Genomic DNA, 16,794 nt, shown 5'->3' on the forward strand with positions numbered 1-16,794 from the left:
TTTACTTCGGATAACAACGATTGAATATCATTTTATTGCTTATGTATAATTGGATGTCCGGCCTTCTGGGCAGACTCTGCCCCTCCCGAAGAATCTACAAGTCGAATGCATCATAGCAAGCGAAACTGAATCTATTCTGAAAGTTGTCCAAGTTTTATTTTTCGCTAAAAAAATGCAGCTTGCACAAAAGCAAATCCGCTATTGAATTTTGTCCATTGAGTAACGGGTGACTTTATTTTATGATATTCCTTGTTTATCGAGAATGATTATCATTATTGGTTCTGGGGGTATAGATTTCATGAAGACAACAAGACAACCTTTCGCCGTATTATGCGTCATCTTCCTGATGGCCACGCTGCTGCTCGCATGCGGCACATCTGAGAAAACGCCGGCGGCTGAGCCTGCGGCAACCCAAGCCGGAAGCAATGCCGCCGCAGTTGCATCGCCTTCTGCCGAAGCATCCGGCAGCAATACGGAAGCGGCCGCAGAGATGCGCACATATAAGGATTACGTGGGACATACGGTGGAAATCCCGGTTCACCCCAAGCGGGTGATTTTCTCGGGAGAGACCTATGGTGATCTGCTTGCGCTCGGTGTGCAAGCGGTCGGATATCCGCTGTCAATGGGCGAAGGCCAGGTTTTTGAGGATAAGCTGCAGGGTGTGGAGGATGTCGGATTCCCGATCAATCTGGAGAAGACACTTGAGCTTCAGCCTGACCTGATTATCTATGCGGGAACGGATGAAGCCGACTTCGAGGCATTGTCCAAAATCGCGCCGACCATCATCTTCAATACCTTTGCTCCTCTGCAGGAGCGGATGCTGGAAATCGGCGGTATTCTCGGCAAGACGAAGGAAGCGGAAACTTGGCTGGCGCAATATAAAACGGGTGAGGAAGCTATGTGGAAGCAGCTTAAGGCTGCCGGCTTGAAGCAAGGGGAGACGGCATCTGTCTTCACTTATTATCCCGGGAACCGGTTATTTGTAATGGCGACAACCGGACTTTCGCAGGTGCTGTATGGCGAGAACGGGTTCAAGCCGACTCCGGCCATTCAAAAGGTGCTGGATGAAGGAAAAGGGTTCCAGGAAATCTCTATGGAAGTGATTGGGCAATACGCAGGTGACCGGATCTTCATCCTGACCCCTGTAGCCGATGAGGCCAAACAATCGACAGAGAAATTATTGGCAAGCCCTATTTGGAAAAGCCTGCCCGCCGTCAAAAACGGCTATGTCTACACTCAGGAAATCATGAAAACCTCAAGCGATGCCACCACAAGAGAATGGCTGCTGGGTGAGATTCCACGGCTGCTGAATAAGTAGAAAGGTATGCGGTTGAGCCGGTGGCCAGTTGCATGCAGCGCGGTATTGCAAGTGCATAGCAAGTGCAAGAAGCTAATCAACGTCCGTTGATTAGCTTCTTTGTTTTGTATACAATATAAATCACTGATAATTATTCTCACTGATGAAAGGAGAAGCTCCGTGCGTCAACCTCAACCTGCCCCTCTCCGCTCGCTGCTGTTTCAGCTCGATGAGATCGGGCTATTGATCCAAGCACCGGATTCCAGCTCTGTGCCGCAGACCGTGCAGCAGCATACGCTGCTTGTATTTACAGGCGGCTGCGGACGGCTTAGCATCAATGGCAAGTCTGTCCCGCTAAGCTCGGACAAGTGCTGGCTGCTGGCTCCCGGAGCCTCTTACTGCTTAGAGAATCCGGAGCTGTCGCTATACTATTATCTGATTTCTTTTTCAGCCATTCAGACGGGAGAATCCCCTGGTTTCTATGAACAGGACTTACTTTCAGGCAGACGTGAACTGATCGTTCACCCCTTTTCACGGGTAGTCCGGCTGGCGGAAGAACTGCTCTCAGGCAGTGACAGCCAGGGGGATGACGTGCAGCATTTCAGGCAGCAATTGCGGTTTCAGGAGCTGCTGCTGCTGCTTTTTGAGCACAACTATTCTTCCCGGCAGCTGCCAAGCCCCGCGCAATCTGTAGAAAGCACCGTCCAATATTTGCAGGACCACTATATGGAGAGCATCACCGTGAAGCAACTGGCGGAACTGGCCAATGTCTCGCTGTGGCAGTACACTCCAATCTTCCAAAAGCTCACCGGCAAGCGGCCCTTGGAATACCTGACCGAGCTGCGCATCAGCCATTCGAAGATTCATCTTCTGGAATCTGCCGAACCGCTGCGGGAAATTGCCCGGCTGGTGGGCTTTGCCGATGAATATTATTTCAGCCGCCGCTTTCGTCAGACAACCGGAGTGACGCCGGGACAATTCGCCGGGGCGCAACGCCGGAAGCTCACTGTCACAGACTGGACGGGCCATCTCGTAGACATTCCTGAGCGGCCGAGAAGGATCGTCTACCACGGCGAGACCCTGGGCGACCTGCTGGCACTGGGTGTGAAGCCTGTTGGAGGAGATGAGGCCTTCTCACAGAACAGCGTCTACAAGCACCGGATCAAAAAGCTCGCCAATGTCGGATTCCCGCTGAACCCGCAGTTGGCCCATTCCTTGAACCCCGACCTGATTATTGTCGCGAATGCGGATGAAAAGGTCTATGAGCGCATCACCGGCATCGCCCCTACGCTCACCTTTGATTCGTTCGCGCCCCTTGAGCGCCGCATGCGGATTCTGGGAAGCTGGCTGGGCAAGCAGCGTGAAGCCGAAGCCTGGCTTGAGTCCTATAACACCAAAAACGCCGCCATGTGGCAGCGTCTTTACAGCGGTATCCTCCAGCCAGGCGAGACCGCTTCCGCACTGTTCTACGACCATGGCAACCATCTGTTCGCCATGGGAATGTCCGGGTTATCCAGTGCCCTGTATGCCCCTGGCGGCTTGCAGCCAACAGCGGAAATCCAGGCCATTCTGGATCAGGAGCTGGGCTTCGCAGAGGTTGACCCGGCGAAGCTCCACACCTATGCGGGAGACCGCATTTTCATGCTCATCCCGCAGCGTGAAGACTCCCGGGCAGCTATGGAGCTGCTGCTGGCAAGTCCGCTCTGGAGCAGTCTGCCCGCCGTCCGCCGGGGCCATGCCTACCTGCTCGACGGAGCCAGGTGGAACTACGGGGACGCCATGACCCGGGAGAGGCTGCTGACTCTGCTGCCCCGGCTCCTTGGCGGACAGCAGGGCGGTGCCTGAGCACAGCCTGGGTTACATAGAAACAGCCGGCGTCAGGTAGAGTTGCAGTCAATCGGGACAAGTCATAACCCAGGCAGCATGAATTTCTATAGTATTTTCTGCAGCAGATGATCTTTAATTCAAACAGAAAACAGATTCTACTGCACTATATACATTAGAATCCATTGAAAAAAGTACTTTTGATACGAAATCTGGAAAACTATCCTGAAATAACGATGTCCGAACAGAGGACATTGTTATGGAAGCCTCGAATTTGGCGAAGCCAAATTGAGGGCCTTCTATGAAATCTCATCGTCTGTAGTGCCGCGAAAGAGCGGCATGGCTGTCTACTGTATAAAGTACAATTACAGATCAGAAAGGGCTAGCTGCGATGCGTTCAATATTAGACGGCAGCCGTTTCTGTGCAAATAGCCTCTGGTTCAGCCTCGGTGTTCTGGCGTTTTATCTGGCCATTTCAAGATCAGCATATTCAATCCGTAGCACAGAAATGCCGCGCTCCCGTACGCTGTCCGGCAGTTGCACAATCAGCCCTTCACCTTCACGGCTCCACTTCAGCTCTTCGGTGCTGCCCAGCAGTTCCACCTTCAGAATTTCACCCGCAAGCAGCTTGGAGCGGCTGCCCAAGGTTGCGATCACAGAGGTTCCGTTCTCCGGCCACCCCATAATAGCTGCGTAGAGCAGTTGCTCACCCCGGGCAGTGAAGCGCACATCCTGCGGGGTGAACGGGCTGCGCTTCGTATCGTTGAACGTACCGCTGACCACCCGGGTCGGCCCCTCGCCGTATACCTTCCATGGGCGGGTGCCGTAAATCGCCTCACCGTTAACCGCCAGCCAATCTCCCACCTTCAGTAGCAGCCGCTGCTCCTCTTCGGGAATCGTACCGTCTGCACGCGGCCCGACATTCAGCAGCAGCACGCCATTTTTGCTGACGATGTCCACCAGATCACCCAGAATCGCTCCCGAGGTTTTGTATTTGTGGCCGGCAATATGGCACCAGGCGGTTTCCCCGACGGAGGTACAGGTCTGCCACAGCGCCGGATTGATGTCTGCCAGTTGTCCGCGTTCCATGTCATACACGGCAGTCCCTTCTGCAAAGGCATCGAACTTGTAGTTGATGACCGCCCCCTGGCCCCATTCGGCGGCCTTATTGTAGTAGTACGCGGCCAGCTTTTGCAGATAGGGCTTGAATACAGGCTGTTCAATCCACCAGTCGAAATAGACCAGCTGCGGGCCATAACGGTCAATCAGGTCGCAGGTACGGACCAGCCAGTCATCGAGAAACTCCTCATTCGGCGGCAGAATCGGCAGCGGATACGCCGGATCGCCATAGCAAGGCTGCGCCGGTCCGTACAGGCCGGCATATTTCGGGTCCTGCACATCGGAAGGAAGCTGGCGGCCGCCATTGTAATACCACCAATTCTCTGCACGGTGGCTAGATACCCCAAAGGTCATATAGTGGCGCCGGACGGCCTCGCCCAGTTCAGCAATCACATCTCTTTTGGGACCCATTTGGGCAGCGGTCCATTCCGAATAGGGACAATCATACATGGCGAAGCCATCATGATGCTCGGCGACAGGCACCACAAACGCAGCACCCGCCCGTTTGAACAAGGCCGCCCATTCCTCGGCATCGAATTTCTCCGCTGTGAATCGGGGGATGAAATCCTTATAGCCGAATTCGTCCGGGGGCCCGTAGGTTCTAAGATGATGTTCATACACCTCGGTGCCTTCTCTATACATATTACGCGCGTACCACTCTGTCCCGAAGGCGGGCACGGAATAGACCCCCCAGTGGATAAAAATCCCGAACTTTGCATCCTCGTACCAGCGGGGAACAGAATAGGCGCCCAGCGACTCCCAATTAGCCTGGAACGGCCCGTTGTCTACAGTGTTTTTGATCTCCAGCTTCTTCTCCTTGCGCAATTCATGCAGCTTTGACTTTGACATTACGCTCACCTCTTCCCTGAATTCAGAATACTGCGGATTACCTGCAGCCTTGCCGGATCAATGGGCTTCAGCGGATTTCCGTCTTCCCTGACGGCGGAGCCGAAGTGCACCCGCCTTACAAAGGTACGTGTTATGAAATCGCTTAAACCCTCTGCGGTTAAGCCACTGCCCGCAAGAATATTGACGGAGGATAAGGAGGACAGCCGCTCAAGCACAGCGATCCGCTCAGCACCCTCCGGTGCGGTATTTTGCCCGCCGGAGGTCAGAATATCGGTAATCTGCGGGTAACGCGAGACTGTCTCCAGTGCCGCAAGCTGATCAGCGGCCTCGTCAAAGGCCCGGTGAAACGTAACCTCGAGCCCATCCGCCGCCTGCAGCAGGCGCTTAAGCAGCTCTTCATCAACCGACCCGTCCGGACGGAGCATCCCCATAACAAGGGATAATCCGCCTATGCCGGCAATATGGCGGATGTCACGCAGCATCGTCTTAGCGTCGGCCTCATCGTAACGGAATGAGCGGGCATGCGGCCGCACCATCACTCTTACCGGAATGCTGACTGCTTCCCGTACACCTTCAATCAGCCCGAGACTTGGCGTAAGTCCGCCCTCGCGGATGGCGGTAATCAGCTCGATCCGGTCCGCTCCGTAACGCTCGGCAATGACAGCGTCATCCACCGTTGTTGCTATGACCTCCAGCAGCATCTTCTACTTCCTCCTCATCATGATCGTCCGCGCCGCACCGATCATCCCGGCTTCATTGCCAAGCCTGGCAGGCAGCACGTTGAAGGACAACGGTGACGCTTCAGCCAATCTATCCATCCAGACTGCCCACCATAACGGGTGGGATTCAGCAACGCCCCCGCCAAGAATAATGGCCCCCGGATCAAAAAACGACTGGATGTTGTGCATTGTCAAACTCAAATCATTCAGATACACATCCATAACCGCAGCTGCCCGCTGGTCGCCTGCGGCAAAGGCCGCCAGCAGCTTATGGCTGTCCCAGCTTTCGTCCGCACCGGCCGCCAGACGGTTCAGCGCGCGGCCGGACAAATAATGCTCGATGCAGCCCCTCTGGCCGCAGCTGCAGGGAATCCCGCCCGGGTACAGCACCATATGTCCGAATTCACCGGCTGCACCCTGTTTGCCGGAAATCGGCTCCTCCCGGTGAACGAGCGCTCCGCCTACGCCTGTACCCAGTGTCAGCATCGCATAATCCGCAAGCCCCGAAGCTGCACCCAGCCAGCCTTCGCCCAGCGCAGCGGCGTTCGCATCGTTTAGCACGGCGGCGGGAAGCCCGAACCCGGCTTCAATCTCCGCCGCCAGCCGCATGCCCGTCCAGCCGGGAAGATTGTCAGTCGCGTACAGTACCATCCCTTCCTCCGGGTCCACCCGTCCGGCAGTACCGATGCCGATGCCGCTCACCTCCGGCCCTTCTCCCATCAACTCAGCAATAATGCCCTTCAGGGCATGCAGGATGCCCTTCGCACCTTCGCTGACGGGGGTAGGCGTACTCCGGCGGGCGGCTATGCCGCCGTCCTCACCGATCAATGCAGCCTTAATGCCCGTTCCGCCAATGTCGGCGCCAATATAATACCGGCTCATCGTTCTGTCCCCCCGGCTTCCCAGGAAACCGTATGCCGCATCGCCTGTACATAGCGGGCAGCAATCCACTGAGGCCGGGTGATGGCCGAGCCAACCACGACAAACGCTGCTCCCAGCCGCAGTGCCTCAGCCGCCTGCTCAGGACGGGAAATTCCTCCCTCGGCAACGACGGGCACATCCAGCACAGCAGCCAGCTGCTTCAGCAGAGCAAGATTCGGCAGCGCTGTTCCTGCCGTTTCGCGGGTATAGCCGCATAGCGTAGTTGAGACGTAGTCTGCTCCCCACTCCGCTGCCAGCACTCCCTCCTCAAAGGTGGCGATGTCCGCCATCACTGCGGCTCCGGCGCGCTTCAATCCGGCGATGGTTTCGGCAAGCGAACGCCCGTCCGGGCGGGGACGGCCCGTGCCGTCAACCGCCACTATATCCGCTCCTGCCGCATGTATAGCCAGCGCATCCTCAAGCGTTGGCGTAATGTAAACCTCGCTGTTCTCGTGCTGTATTTTCACCAGTCCGATCAGCGGCAGGCCCACAGCCTCCTTAATGGCCCGGATATCCTCCAGCCCGCCAGCCCGGATGCCCGCGGCTCCGGCTTCCTTCGCCGCCATAGCCATAGCAATCATATGATGGCTTCCATACAGCGGCTCATCCGGCAGCGCCTGGCAGGAAACAACCAACCCTTGATAAGGAATTATGCGATCCGCTTCCTTGTTCATCCACTTTTCACCTCTATATATAGTTCAGCCCTTCTATCCTTTGACAGCGCCGCCTACCAGGCCTTTGATAATAAAACGCTGCACGAACAAGTACAGAATGATGATCGGCAGGGCCACAAGCGCGGCTCCGGCGAACATTTGCGGCCAGTTCGTATTGTATTGGCTTTTAAAGGCCATAAGGCCGACAGGCAGGGTCCGCATTTCCGGCGATGACAAGTAGACCAGCGGATTGAAAAAGTCATTCCAGGAGTTGATCGCCACCACAATAATGCAGGTTGCCGTAATCGGCAGTGTCAGCGGGAAAATAATCCGGATAAACGTCCGCCAAGGTCCGCAGCCATCAACCAGTGCAGCCTCTTCAATCTCGCTTGGCACGGTCTTGAAGAAATTCACATAGAGAAAGATCGGCAGTGCCAGCCCGGAGGCAATCTGGATCAGGGACAGTCCGATATGCGTGTTCAGCAGATGAACCTGCCTCAGGACCAGAAAAGCCGGAATCGTTCCGGAAAAAGCCGGAAGGATGAGTCCCATCAGGAAAAAGGTCGACAGCGCCTCCGATTTGTAGCGTTTACCGTGATGCAGGCCGTATGCAGCCAGTACAGAGACACCGATCGCAGCAGCGGTGGTCATCACCAGCACCAGGATGCTGTTCCCGAAATACGGCAGCAGGTTCCCGGTGCGGAAGGCTTCCGTGTAATTGCTCCACTGCGGGTCCTTCGGAAGACTGAGCGGATTAATCGTTGATGGCGTCTGCAGCGAGACAGAGACCAGAACAGCCATAGGTACGAGCACGATGATGAGCGCGATAATCAGCACGGTGTAGATTGAGGTTTTCTGCAGTGTAGTTGTCAATTCGCCACCTCCAGACGGCTGAGCAGCTTAATCTGCACAAAGGTTACCGCAAGAATCATCACCGACAGAATCATCGCCATCGCGGTGCCGTAGCCCATTTGCGAGGTTTTGAAGGCATACTGGTAGATCATAATGCCGAAGGTCTGCGTGGAGTTAGCTGGTCCGCCTTGCGTCATGATGAAGACATGCTCGAACATTTTCATACAGCCGATTACCGATAAAACGGTGTTCACAATAATCGAAGGGATCAGCAGCGGCAGAGTCACTCTCCAGAACTTATTCCACGGACCTGCTCCATCAATGCTCGCAGCCTCATATATTTCACCCGATACGGATTGTAGTCCAGCCAAATAAATCATCATCGAGTAGCCTGTATACTGCCAGACCATCACGAGTGCAATCGCATAAATGGCCAGCTTGGGATCACCAAGCCAGTCCAGCCCTGCCAGGCCATCCAGCCCGACTGCGTCAAAAAACTTCGGCAGAAACCCGACCATCGGCGCGTACATATAACTCCACACGTACCCGATAACGACGGTGTTCAGAATAACAGGGAAGAAAATAACCGCCCGCATCCACACAATGCCTTTCAGCTTCTGATCCAGCAGCACGGCCAGCAGGATGGAAGCAGTATGCTGCAGCACAATGACCAGGGCAGAGAGAATCGCCATATTCTTCAGTGCGGTCAGCAGCAGCGGATCACGGAAAGCCTCGCGGAAGTTCTCCAGCCCGACCCAGTCGGCCTTGAACGAGAACCCGTTCCAATCGGTGAAGCCATAATACAAGCCGCTGAAGATCGGTCCGGCAAAAAACAGCAGATAAATCAGCAGCGCCGGTGCAATAAACAGCACATAATTGCGGAAATTCATGAATTTCATGGTTTGCCTCCATCCCTACCCCCAAATTGGGTAAAAAAAAAGAAACCTAAGCGAAAGACAGCGTCGTTCTTTTTCTGAGCTTTCGCTTTTTAGTGGTTTCTATTTGAGTACATTGCCGCCTTGCGCATAAGTGTTAGATATCTTTATCCTGCGCTGTCTGCATTTGCTCCAGCAGCTTGGCCGTGTCCACGTCCTGCTTCAGCAGAATCTGCTGGAAGATCGGGAACATTACCGGCTCGATGGAGGAAGTCATACTCGGGAAGATTTGCGCTTCACTGGCATCGATCAGCGGCTGGAGGGAAGCGGCCAGCGGGCTGTAGGTTTCTGAGGTTCCGCCTTTTACCGTTACCGCCTGCTTCGTTTCATCCGACCAGATCTTCGCCATTTCCGGATCAGCGACGAATTCCATGAACAGCTTGATCTCTTCCTGGTGCTTGCTCCACGATACTCCAACCAGCAGGTTGTCGGAGACAAGGTTCGTTACCAGCGGCTGGTCGCCACGGTTAACCGGGATCGGAAAGGCCCCAAGGTCGAAGGCGGAGAAGTCCGCATCAAAGTTTTCGCTGTAGCCCCACTCACCCATCGGCCACATGGCTGCCTTGCCTTCTTTGAATACCTGTGCGACCTGGTCATAGCTGAGGCCGACGGAATTTTCCAGCAGATAGCCTTTATCCGAAAGCTCCTTCATGCCGTCGAAATAGCCCGTAAATTCAGGATCGGTCCACTTCTTAGCGCCGCTTGCCAGTTGTGCGAAGACATCCGGATTATCATGCTGATACAAACCGAACTGGGAGGTTGTAATGAACTGTGTCGCCCAGCCGTCCTTGCTGCCTATGACCATAGGTGCAGTACCGCTGGCTTTGATCTTTTCACTCACATCCATCAGCTCTTCCCAATTGGTAGGGATCGCAAGTCCGAGGGAATCAAACAGGGTTTTGTTATAGAACATGACAATCGGCTGGCTGTTGTATGGAACGCCATAGGTTTTGCCGTCCACTGTACCGAGCTTCACCGCTGCTTCGAGGTAGTTGCTGAGCCAAGGGCTGCCGGTAATGTCCATCAGGACATTCTCCTTAGAGAATTCAGCCACCTGGTTGGGGAACAGCCAGAGCATATCCATATCTGCCTGGGAAACGATCCGTGTGCGGATGATTTCGCGGAATTGATCATATACCTTGTCATGCTCTATCGTGATGTATGGGTATTTCTCCTGGAATTTATCAACTACCGTCTGGCTGATCGGATTCCATGTGGTCAGCTTGAGCACCACCGGTTCCTTCTCGCCCGCCGCAGCATTGCCATCTGTAGCCGCTGCACCGGAATTGTTATTCGTCGCCGCGTTGTTGCTGCCGCAGCCCGCAAGAATGACCAGCAATCCGAGACACAATACCGACAACCACCAGAACCCGCCTTTTCTTCTCATATGTTAGCCTCCCTGACATAAAGTGAATTTCTTGAGTTCATCGTACCTTTTATGTGTGAGGTAAACTACCGGTTCAATTTGCTGCTTTGCAGCTATTTATTGCTTAATTTAATGCCTCCTCCTGCTCACAGAGCTAATAACTAGACGAAACCTGCTTTTTGCATAACTTTTTTTGCTTTTCCGTACGAATTTGTTCTATTGATTGCGGAATTCAAGCGGTGTCATCCCTGTGTCATCTTTGAACAATTTGCTGAAATAATGCGGGTTGGCGTAACCCAGCTCCTCTGCCACCTCGTATACCTTGCGGTTGCTGTCCCGCAGCAGCTTGCGGGCCAGCAGCATTTTTTTGGCGGTCACATACTCGTTGAAGTGCTGCCCGGTCTCCTTGAGGAACAGGCGGCTCAGATGGCTGACGCTGACATGAATCTGCTCCGCTGTACGGGCCAGAGTCACATCCTCCAGCAGATGCTCGTCAATATAGGCTGTAGCCAGACGGATAATTCCGCTTAGCTTCCCGCCGCTCACCAGTTCACCGGACGCAGCACTCCTGTAAGCCTCCAGCAGCTCTTCTGCATTGCGGTGGATCATGCTGTACGAGTAAGCCAGACGGATTCCGAGCATTTTGAACAAGCTCTGCTCCAGTTGGCCCAGATACGCCTGCATAGCCCCGGCCTCCGCCTTGCCTCCGTCCAGCGGCAGCAGCCACACCAGCTCTTGATGCTCACGGCTGAGCAGAATCCCGCCCCACTCCCGGGAGGTGTACTCCTCCAAAAAATAACGGAAGGACATAAAGCGGGCCAATCTGGTCTGCGGCTCCGCCGCCCCGTTATCCGCCATACGCAGCACCGCCAGCTGATACCCCTGCCCATAGATGGCTTCCAGCCCCAAACGCTGCCAGCGTTCAGCCCAGTCTGGCGGCAGCTCCTCCGCCTCCAGCAGCAGTTGCACAAAATGGTCGCGGTCCTTGTCCGTATTCCCTTGCGGAACAGCTTCCTGATGAAACTGCTCCAGCGCCGCCACCGCTTTCTTCAAGGCTGCAGCAATCTCTTCGGCGTCCATCGTCGGCTTATGCAAATAATCGACCACACCAATGCGGACAGCTTCTTTGACATAAGGAAAATCCTCGAAGCTGCTAAAGAATATAATCTGCACCCCGCCGTACTGCTCCTTAATCCTGCGTGCCAGCTCCAGTCCGTCCATTCCGGGCATGCGGATATCCGTCAATACGATATGAATCTCCTCCTGGGCCAGCGCCTTGAGTGCCTCCTGGCCATTGGCCGCCTCGGCCTTCCAGTTGATTCCCAGCCCGTCCCAGTCCAGCATATACCGCAGCCCCAGCCTCACAATCGTCTCATCTTCCACCACAAGCAGATTCCACATCACTTCATTCCTCCATTCATGGCAGGGGCTGTTCCCCCATCCTTACAGGGCAAATTCAACTCGGCCCGGGTTCCCTGACCCGGCTCACTCACCAGCAAAAGTGTATAAGGGGAGCCGAATCTTAGACGGATGCGGTCACGCACGTTGGCTACCCCGATGCTTTTGCTTGAATGCTCAGCGGCATTCTGCAGGGTTCCCCCATTCAGGGCATTCAGGACTTCAGGCGTTATGCCATGCCCATTATCGGCAATCGTAATCAGCAGTTCCTCCCCTTTCTTCGCAAAAGAAGCGCTAACTTCAATCAACAGCGGGCCGTCCACATCGAAGGAGCCGTGAAAAATCGCATTTTCCATCAGCGGCTGCAGAATCATCGGCGGGACCATTACCCGCTCCGTATGCTCTTCGATTCTCCATTCCACCTGGAACCGGTTCGTGTACCGCAGCTCCATGAGCCGCACATAATGATGCAGCAGTTCCAGCTCCGCCGACAGCGGCACCAGTTCACTGTCCTGCTTCATGTTGGCATGCAGCAGCTTGTTCAGTGACTGCAGCAGCCTGGCTATCCCTTCAGACTGTTGAAGAACGGCAAGCATGCGGATCGAGTTAATCGTGTTGTACAGAAAATGCGGCGCAATCCTCGCCCTTAGCGCATACAGCTCCGCCTCCCGCTTCTGCCGTTCCTTCTCCTCAATTGATTGAATGAGCATATCCAGCCGCTTCACCATTGTGACGTAGCTGAGATGCAACTGGCCGATCTCACCTTTGATGGGCGGAGCAGCCGGAGCTACGAACAGTCCCCGCTCCACATCACGCATCGAAGAGATCAGGCTGCGGATCGGGCGGGACAGGTTCCGGGCCAGCAGCAGGGACAGAATCGCGGCAGCCGCAGTAGATATCACTACCAGCACAATTGTAAAATTGCGGATCACGTTGGCGTCACCCAGCAGCTCCTCGCGGTCAATCAGCAAATAGCTGGTCCAGCCCAAATATTCACTATAGGCGTATACGCCGGTAGCCGCCGTAAGGCCGTCTCCCAGTTCAGGGACTGTGATCACCCCGCGCATTGTATCCTTCCGGGCAGACTGCTCTGCCACCGCACTGAGGAAACGCTGGTTATCAGCAGATCGCGTGGAATAGATCAGTTCCCCTTTCTCATCCGCCACGATGACATGCATGCTCTTGAGCTGGAAGGAGCGGACAATCTTATCCATGAAATCGGGACGGATATCGACAGCTACAACCCCCGCTGGACTAAAATCATCATTCAGCAGCAGCCGGGACGCTGTAATGGTCGCAAACGGCGCACTGTTGAACTGCCGCTCCTGGCGCAGCCCGGAAATAACAACACCTCCGCCTTTGCTGAGTGTTTCCTTGTACCATTCCTCTTCCACCGGACTGACTGCTTCATTGATGGAGGAACGGTCACTGACCCTGTAGCCGTACACATTGCCTTTGGTGCTGTAGAAGATCAGACCTTGAATCGTGGAAAAAATCGAAGGATAAGTCACAAGCAGCTTGGCAAACTGCTGCTGGGTTTCAAGCTCCTGGTAGCCCCATTGATCACGGGGGACATAAGGCTGATTCAGAATCTGAAAGATCTCCGGCGTAAAATACGGAAAGGTGCTGAAGCGGTCCACATCCTCCACCTGCCGCTGAATCGCCTCGTTCAGTTGTCCGGCAATGACACCCAAATCCTCGTTCACCCTTGACTCCAGCGTGTCCACGGATTTTAGGTATGCCATCGTTCCTATCACAATGGATGGGATAATACCTAACAGAAAAAAGGCGAGCAGCAGCTTACTTTGATAAGTTAAATTGTTCCAACGCCGCATCATCCGCTTCACTTCCTCCGGGCAAATTTTCATTTAGTATAATAGATTATGCGCTGCGCTGCAGGGGGAAATGAACCGTTAATTTTTTGCATCAGCCCGGGAGGAAGAACATCCAGACAGGAGATCACTTGATAGATATGACTTTATAATTAACACATATATGCCATTGAAATATCATTTTAATTTGGGTTTGTAACTTTTCATTACACAGGTATAATAGAATAATGCGTACATGAGAGGAGAAATTTCCAATGAACCAGAAAATAACCATCTCTCTGCTGGAAGATTTACAACCGGAGATCCTGCAGCAATTAAGCAAACTGCTTATAGACGTGGTAGAGGATGGTGCTTCTATCGGCTTCCTGCCTCCACTGGCTGTAGAGGATGCTTCGGCTTACTGGCGGGGAGTGCCGGGACCGGGTGTGCTGCTCTGGGTAGCTTTTGAGGGTGAAACCATTGTGGGAACTGTGCAGCTCCATTGTGTATCCAAGCCGAACGGTGCGCACAGAGCGGAAATTGCCAAGCTGATGGTGCATCCGAAGCACCGCCGCAAAGGCATTGCCGGCATGCTGATGGACACTGCAGAGCAGGCGGCGGCCGCGAATGGCCGGACCCTGCTGGTGCTGGATACGCGCGAAGGCGATCCCTCGAACCTGCTGTACCAGTCACGGGGATTCGAGAAAGCGGGCATAATCCCGGAGTACGCCATCTCCCATAATGGTGAAAAGACAGGTACAGTGTTTTATTACAAGCATCAATAGACTATTGAAGTCCGGGCCTAATGAATGATTGCCAGGGACGCGCTGATACACACTAAGCTGGCACTGCCGCTTCTCAGCTTCATAAAGGGGGTATAATAGCGCCCGAGCTTGCTCCAACGTCTGTCCAACATGCTTCACACAGAGGCTGCACTTGCCGCATACAAAACTGTAGTGGAATTTCTCCACTTATTCTCCCGTTAATCTCATGTAATTCAATTTCAAGTGGAATTTCTCCAACTATTTTCACTGTATTTAGCCTGAATGTGCTTTATGGCAACTATTAGTTGGAGTTATTCCATATAATTCCGATAACAAGACTTATAGAGCAGAATTAGTGGTCATTTTTCCACTTAATCCAGCCGTTCCACACTGAATTCCCCCTGCATGGAGCAGAGCTAGGCTGTTCCCGTATTATATTTCAAAAAAAGCCATCGCCCCCTGCATATACAGGATGGTGATGGCTTTTGACATGTAAAGCTGATGCGGTCTGCCGCAGGATTACAGGGACTGGCAAGCCCTTTCGTTAAGACCGGCTCTCCTTACGCCCACCACATGTCCAGCGGCTGCTCGCGGATCAGGATCGACTGGAGATTGGTAACGGCGCGGTAAAAGCCTTCATCCACGGACATCAGCGGATCTTCATGCTCGATGCTCACCACATAATCATAGCCATAGGTGCGCAGCGCGCTCATGATATCCGACCAGACGGAGATGCTATGCCCGCAGCCGACGGAACGGAAGGTCCACGCCCGGGTCTGCACCTCACCGTAAGGCTGCATATCGGTCAACCCGTACATATTGATGTTGTCCTGATCCAGGTACGTGTCCTTGGCATGGAAATGGTGGATCGCTCCGGCCTTGCCGAGAATCTTGATCGCACCTACAGGGTCAATGCCCTGCCACCATAGATGGCTCGGGTCCAGATTGGCGCCAATAGCCGGACCTGTGGCTTCTCTGAGCTTGAGAATGGTATACGGAGTATGGCACAGGAAGCCGCCGTGCAGCTCGATGCCAATCTTCACACCATGCTCTTCCGCAAGCTGGGCGATTTCCTTCCAGTACGGGATCAGCTTATGCTCCCACTGCCAGGTCAGAATATCGCTGTACACAGTAGGCCAAGGCGTAACCGGCCAGTTCGGCGCTTTGGCCTCTTCGCTGTCTCCGGCTGTACCGGAGAAGGTGTTGACAACAGCAACGCCCATCAGCGAAGCCAGCTTGATTGATTTACGCAGGATTTCATCCCCTTGGCGGGCTTCTTCCTTGTCCGGCGAAATCGGGTTATTGTGGCAGCTGAAGGCGCTGATCATAATGCCGCGCTTCGTGAACTTCTCTAAATACTCTTTACGGGCCGCTTCGCTGGCCAGCAGCTCGTCCGTGGGACAGTGCGGATTGCCGGGATTGCCGCCTGAGCCGATTTCCACTGCGTTCAGGCCGGCCGCTGCAATTTTATCCAGCATCTCATCGAGACTGAGACTTCCAAATACGGGATCAAATACACCTAACTTCATTTATTTTCCCACCTTTGCTTTTATCGGCTCAAGCGCCTCGGAATGTCCATATACAGGGTAATCACCCTTCGCCCCCGCACACCAGTTTACGCCGTTGATAATGACCTGCTGGATTTCCTTGTTGTAATAAGTCGGATGAGATTCATGTCCGGGCTGAAAATAAAAGATTTTCCCGTTACCCCGCCGATAGGTCGAGCCGCTCGGGAACACATTCCCGCCCTCGAACCAGCCGACAAAGATCAGCGACTCCGGTGCCGGAACATCAAAATGCGCCCCATACATCTCTTCCTGCTCCAGGTCGATATACTCGCCGATGCCTGCGGCAATCGGGTGGCTGGGCTCCATTACCCACAGGCGTTCTTTTTCCCCTGCTTCGCGCCATTTCAGATCACAGCTTGTGCCCATCAGCTTGATGAAGATTTTGGACATGTGGCCCGAATGCAGCACAACCAGCCCCATTCCCTGCAGCACACGCTGGTGGATACGGTTCACAATCTCGTCGCTCACTTCCTGATGGGCCACATGCCCCCACCATACCAGCACATCCGTGTTGTTCAGCACTTCCTCCGTCAATCCGTGCTCCGGCTCATCCAGCGTTGCTGTCGTCGTATCCAGTCCGGCCGCGCTCAGAAAGGAATCAAGCTGTGTGTGAATTCCCTGCGGATAGACCTGGCGGATTCTCTCATCCTGGCGTTCATGTCGATACTCATTCCATACGGTTACTCTAGTCACTATGAACACACACTCCCGGTTCTCT

14 protein-coding genes are annotated in these 16,794 nt (G+C 54.2%); 3 read left to right on the forward strand and 11 right to left on the reverse strand.

The genetic code is table 11. The features are described from left to right. Positions 1-298 precede the first annotated feature (298 nt). Both AC0LWN_RS16050 and AC0LWN_RS16055 read left to right on the forward strand, forming a co-directional pair. The gene (locus AC0LWN_RS16050; protein ID WP_474666949.1) at positions 299-1,318 is read left to right on the forward strand and encodes an ABC transporter substrate-binding protein; all 1,020 of its coding nucleotides are present in this window, start codon (positions 299-301) and stop codon (positions 1,316-1,318) included. Between the two features lie 159 nt (positions 1,319-1,477). Further along, a complete protein-coding gene (locus AC0LWN_RS16055) occupies positions 1,478-3,142 on the forward strand; it encodes a helix-turn-helix domain-containing protein (RefSeq protein ID WP_474666951.1) in 1,665 nt (554 codons plus the stop codon). A gap of 441 nt (positions 3,143-3,583) precedes the next feature. On the opposite strand, the gene AC0LWN_RS16060 is transcribed toward AC0LWN_RS16055, so the two are convergent. From AC0LWN_RS16060 to AC0LWN_RS16100, 9 genes are all read right to left on the reverse strand, one after another. Further along, positions 3,584-5,089, reverse strand: a complete 1,506-nt coding sequence (locus AC0LWN_RS16060; protein ID WP_474666953.1) for an alpha-L-fucosidase — start codon at positions 5,087-5,089, stop codon at positions 3,584-3,586. 5 nt (positions 5,090-5,094) lie between these two features. Then, on the reverse strand, positions 5,095-5,790 hold the full coding sequence (locus AC0LWN_RS16065; RefSeq protein WP_474666955.1) for a copper homeostasis protein CutC: 696 nt from the start codon (positions 5,788-5,790) through the stop codon (positions 5,095-5,097). Between the two features lie 3 nt (positions 5,791-5,793). Next, a complete protein-coding gene (locus AC0LWN_RS16070) occupies positions 5,794-6,690 on the reverse strand; it encodes an ROK family protein (RefSeq protein WP_474666957.1) in 897 nt (298 codons plus the stop codon). After that, positions 6,687-7,403 carry an N-acetylmannosamine-6-phosphate 2-epimerase gene (locus AC0LWN_RS16075; protein ID WP_474666959.1) on the reverse strand — a complete coding sequence of 239 codons (717 nt, stop codon included), beginning with the start codon at positions 7,401-7,403 and terminating at the stop codon, positions 6,687-6,689. The genes AC0LWN_RS16070 and AC0LWN_RS16075 overlap by 4 nt, the downstream gene beginning before the upstream one ends. Positions 7,404-7,436: 33 nt before the next feature. Beyond that, positions 7,437-8,255, reverse strand: a complete 819-nt coding sequence (locus tag AC0LWN_RS16080; protein ID WP_474666961.1) for a carbohydrate ABC transporter permease — start codon at positions 8,253-8,255, stop codon at positions 7,437-7,439. Beyond that, positions 8,252-9,133: a carbohydrate ABC transporter permease gene (locus tag AC0LWN_RS16085; RefSeq protein WP_474666963.1), complete on the reverse strand. Its 882-nt coding sequence runs from the start codon at positions 9,131-9,133 to the stop codon at positions 8,252-8,254. Before AC0LWN_RS16085 ends, AC0LWN_RS16080 begins: the two co-directional genes overlap by 4 nt. A 133-nt stretch (positions 9,134-9,266) precedes the next feature. Then, positions 9,267-10,556 carry an ABC transporter substrate-binding protein gene (locus AC0LWN_RS16090; RefSeq protein ID WP_474666965.1) on the reverse strand — a complete coding sequence of 430 codons (1,290 nt, stop codon included), beginning with the start codon at positions 10,554-10,556 and terminating at the stop codon, positions 9,267-9,269. Positions 10,557-10,751: 195 nt separating this feature from the next. Continuing rightward, positions 10,752-11,936, reverse strand: a complete 1,185-nt coding sequence (locus AC0LWN_RS16095) for a response regulator (RefSeq protein ID WP_474667129.1) — start codon at positions 11,934-11,936, stop codon at positions 10,752-10,754. Further along, the gene (locus AC0LWN_RS16100; RefSeq protein WP_474666967.1) at positions 11,936-13,771 is read right to left on the reverse strand and encodes a cache domain-containing sensor histidine kinase; all 1,836 of its coding nucleotides are present in this window, start codon (positions 13,769-13,771) and stop codon (positions 11,936-11,938) included. The genes AC0LWN_RS16095 and AC0LWN_RS16100 overlap by 1 nt, the downstream gene beginning before the upstream one ends. Before the next feature lie 248 nt (positions 13,772-14,019). Here AC0LWN_RS16100 and AC0LWN_RS16105 point away from each other — a divergent pair, with 248 nt between their 5' ends. Continuing rightward, the gene (locus AC0LWN_RS16105; protein WP_474666969.1) at positions 14,020-14,529 is read left to right on the forward strand and encodes a GNAT family N-acetyltransferase; all 510 of its coding nucleotides are present in this window, start codon (positions 14,020-14,022) and stop codon (positions 14,527-14,529) included. 539 nt (positions 14,530-15,068) lie between these two features. Here AC0LWN_RS16105 and AC0LWN_RS16110 read toward each other — a convergent pair. Then, positions 15,069-16,037, reverse strand: a complete 969-nt coding sequence (locus AC0LWN_RS16110; protein WP_474666970.1) for a sugar phosphate isomerase/epimerase family protein — start codon at positions 16,035-16,037, stop codon at positions 15,069-15,071. After that, positions 16,038-16,769 (reverse strand): ThuA domain-containing protein, encoded by a 732-nt coding sequence (locus AC0LWN_RS16115; protein ID WP_474666972.1) that lies wholly within the window; start codon positions 16,767-16,769, stop codon positions 16,038-16,040. Between the last annotated feature and the right edge of the window lie 25 nt (positions 16,770-16,794).

This window comes from Paenibacillus sp. sgz302115 (assembly GCF_056120445.1).

Excerpts from the sequence above, each read along its gene's own strand:
- AC0LWN_RS16050 (WP_474666949.1), top strand. The coding sequence starts at position 299 with ATGAAGACAACAAGACAACCTTTCGCCGTATTATGCGTCATCTTCCTG.
- AC0LWN_RS16060 (WP_474666953.1), bottom strand. The coding sequence starts at position 5,089 with ATGTCAAAGTCAAAGCTGCATGAATTGCGCAAGGAGAAGAAGCTGGAG.
- AC0LWN_RS16065 (WP_474666955.1), bottom strand. The coding sequence starts at position 5,790 with ATGCTGCTGGAGGTCATAGCAACAACGGTGGATGACGCTGTCATTGCC.
- AC0LWN_RS16070 (WP_474666957.1), bottom strand. The coding sequence starts at position 6,690 with ATGAGCCGGTATTATATTGGCGCCGACATTGGCGGAACGGGCATTAAG.
- AC0LWN_RS16075 (WP_474666959.1), bottom strand. The coding sequence starts at position 7,403 with ATGAACAAGGAAGCGGATCGCATAATTCCTTATCAAGGGTTGGTTGTT.
- AC0LWN_RS16085 (WP_474666963.1), bottom strand. The coding sequence starts at position 9,133 with ATGAAATTCATGAATTTCCGCAATTATGTGCTGTTTATTGCACCGGCG.
- AC0LWN_RS16090 (WP_474666965.1), bottom strand. The coding sequence starts at position 10,556 with ATGAGAAGAAAAGGCGGGTTCTGGTGGTTGTCGGTATTGTGTCTCGGA.
- AC0LWN_RS16095 (WP_474667129.1), bottom strand. The coding sequence starts at position 11,936 with ATGTGGAATCTGCTTGTGGTGGAAGATGAGACGATTGTGAGGCTGGGG.
- AC0LWN_RS16100 (WP_474666967.1), bottom strand. The coding sequence starts at position 13,771 with ATGATGCGGCGTTGGAACAATTTAACTTATCAAAGTAAGCTGCTGCTC.
- AC0LWN_RS16105 (WP_474666969.1), top strand. The coding sequence starts at position 14,020 with ATGAACCAGAAAATAACCATCTCTCTGCTGGAAGATTTACAACCGGAG.
- AC0LWN_RS16110 (WP_474666970.1), bottom strand. The coding sequence starts at position 16,037 with ATGAAGTTAGGTGTATTTGATCCCGTATTTGGAAGTCTCAGTCTCGAT.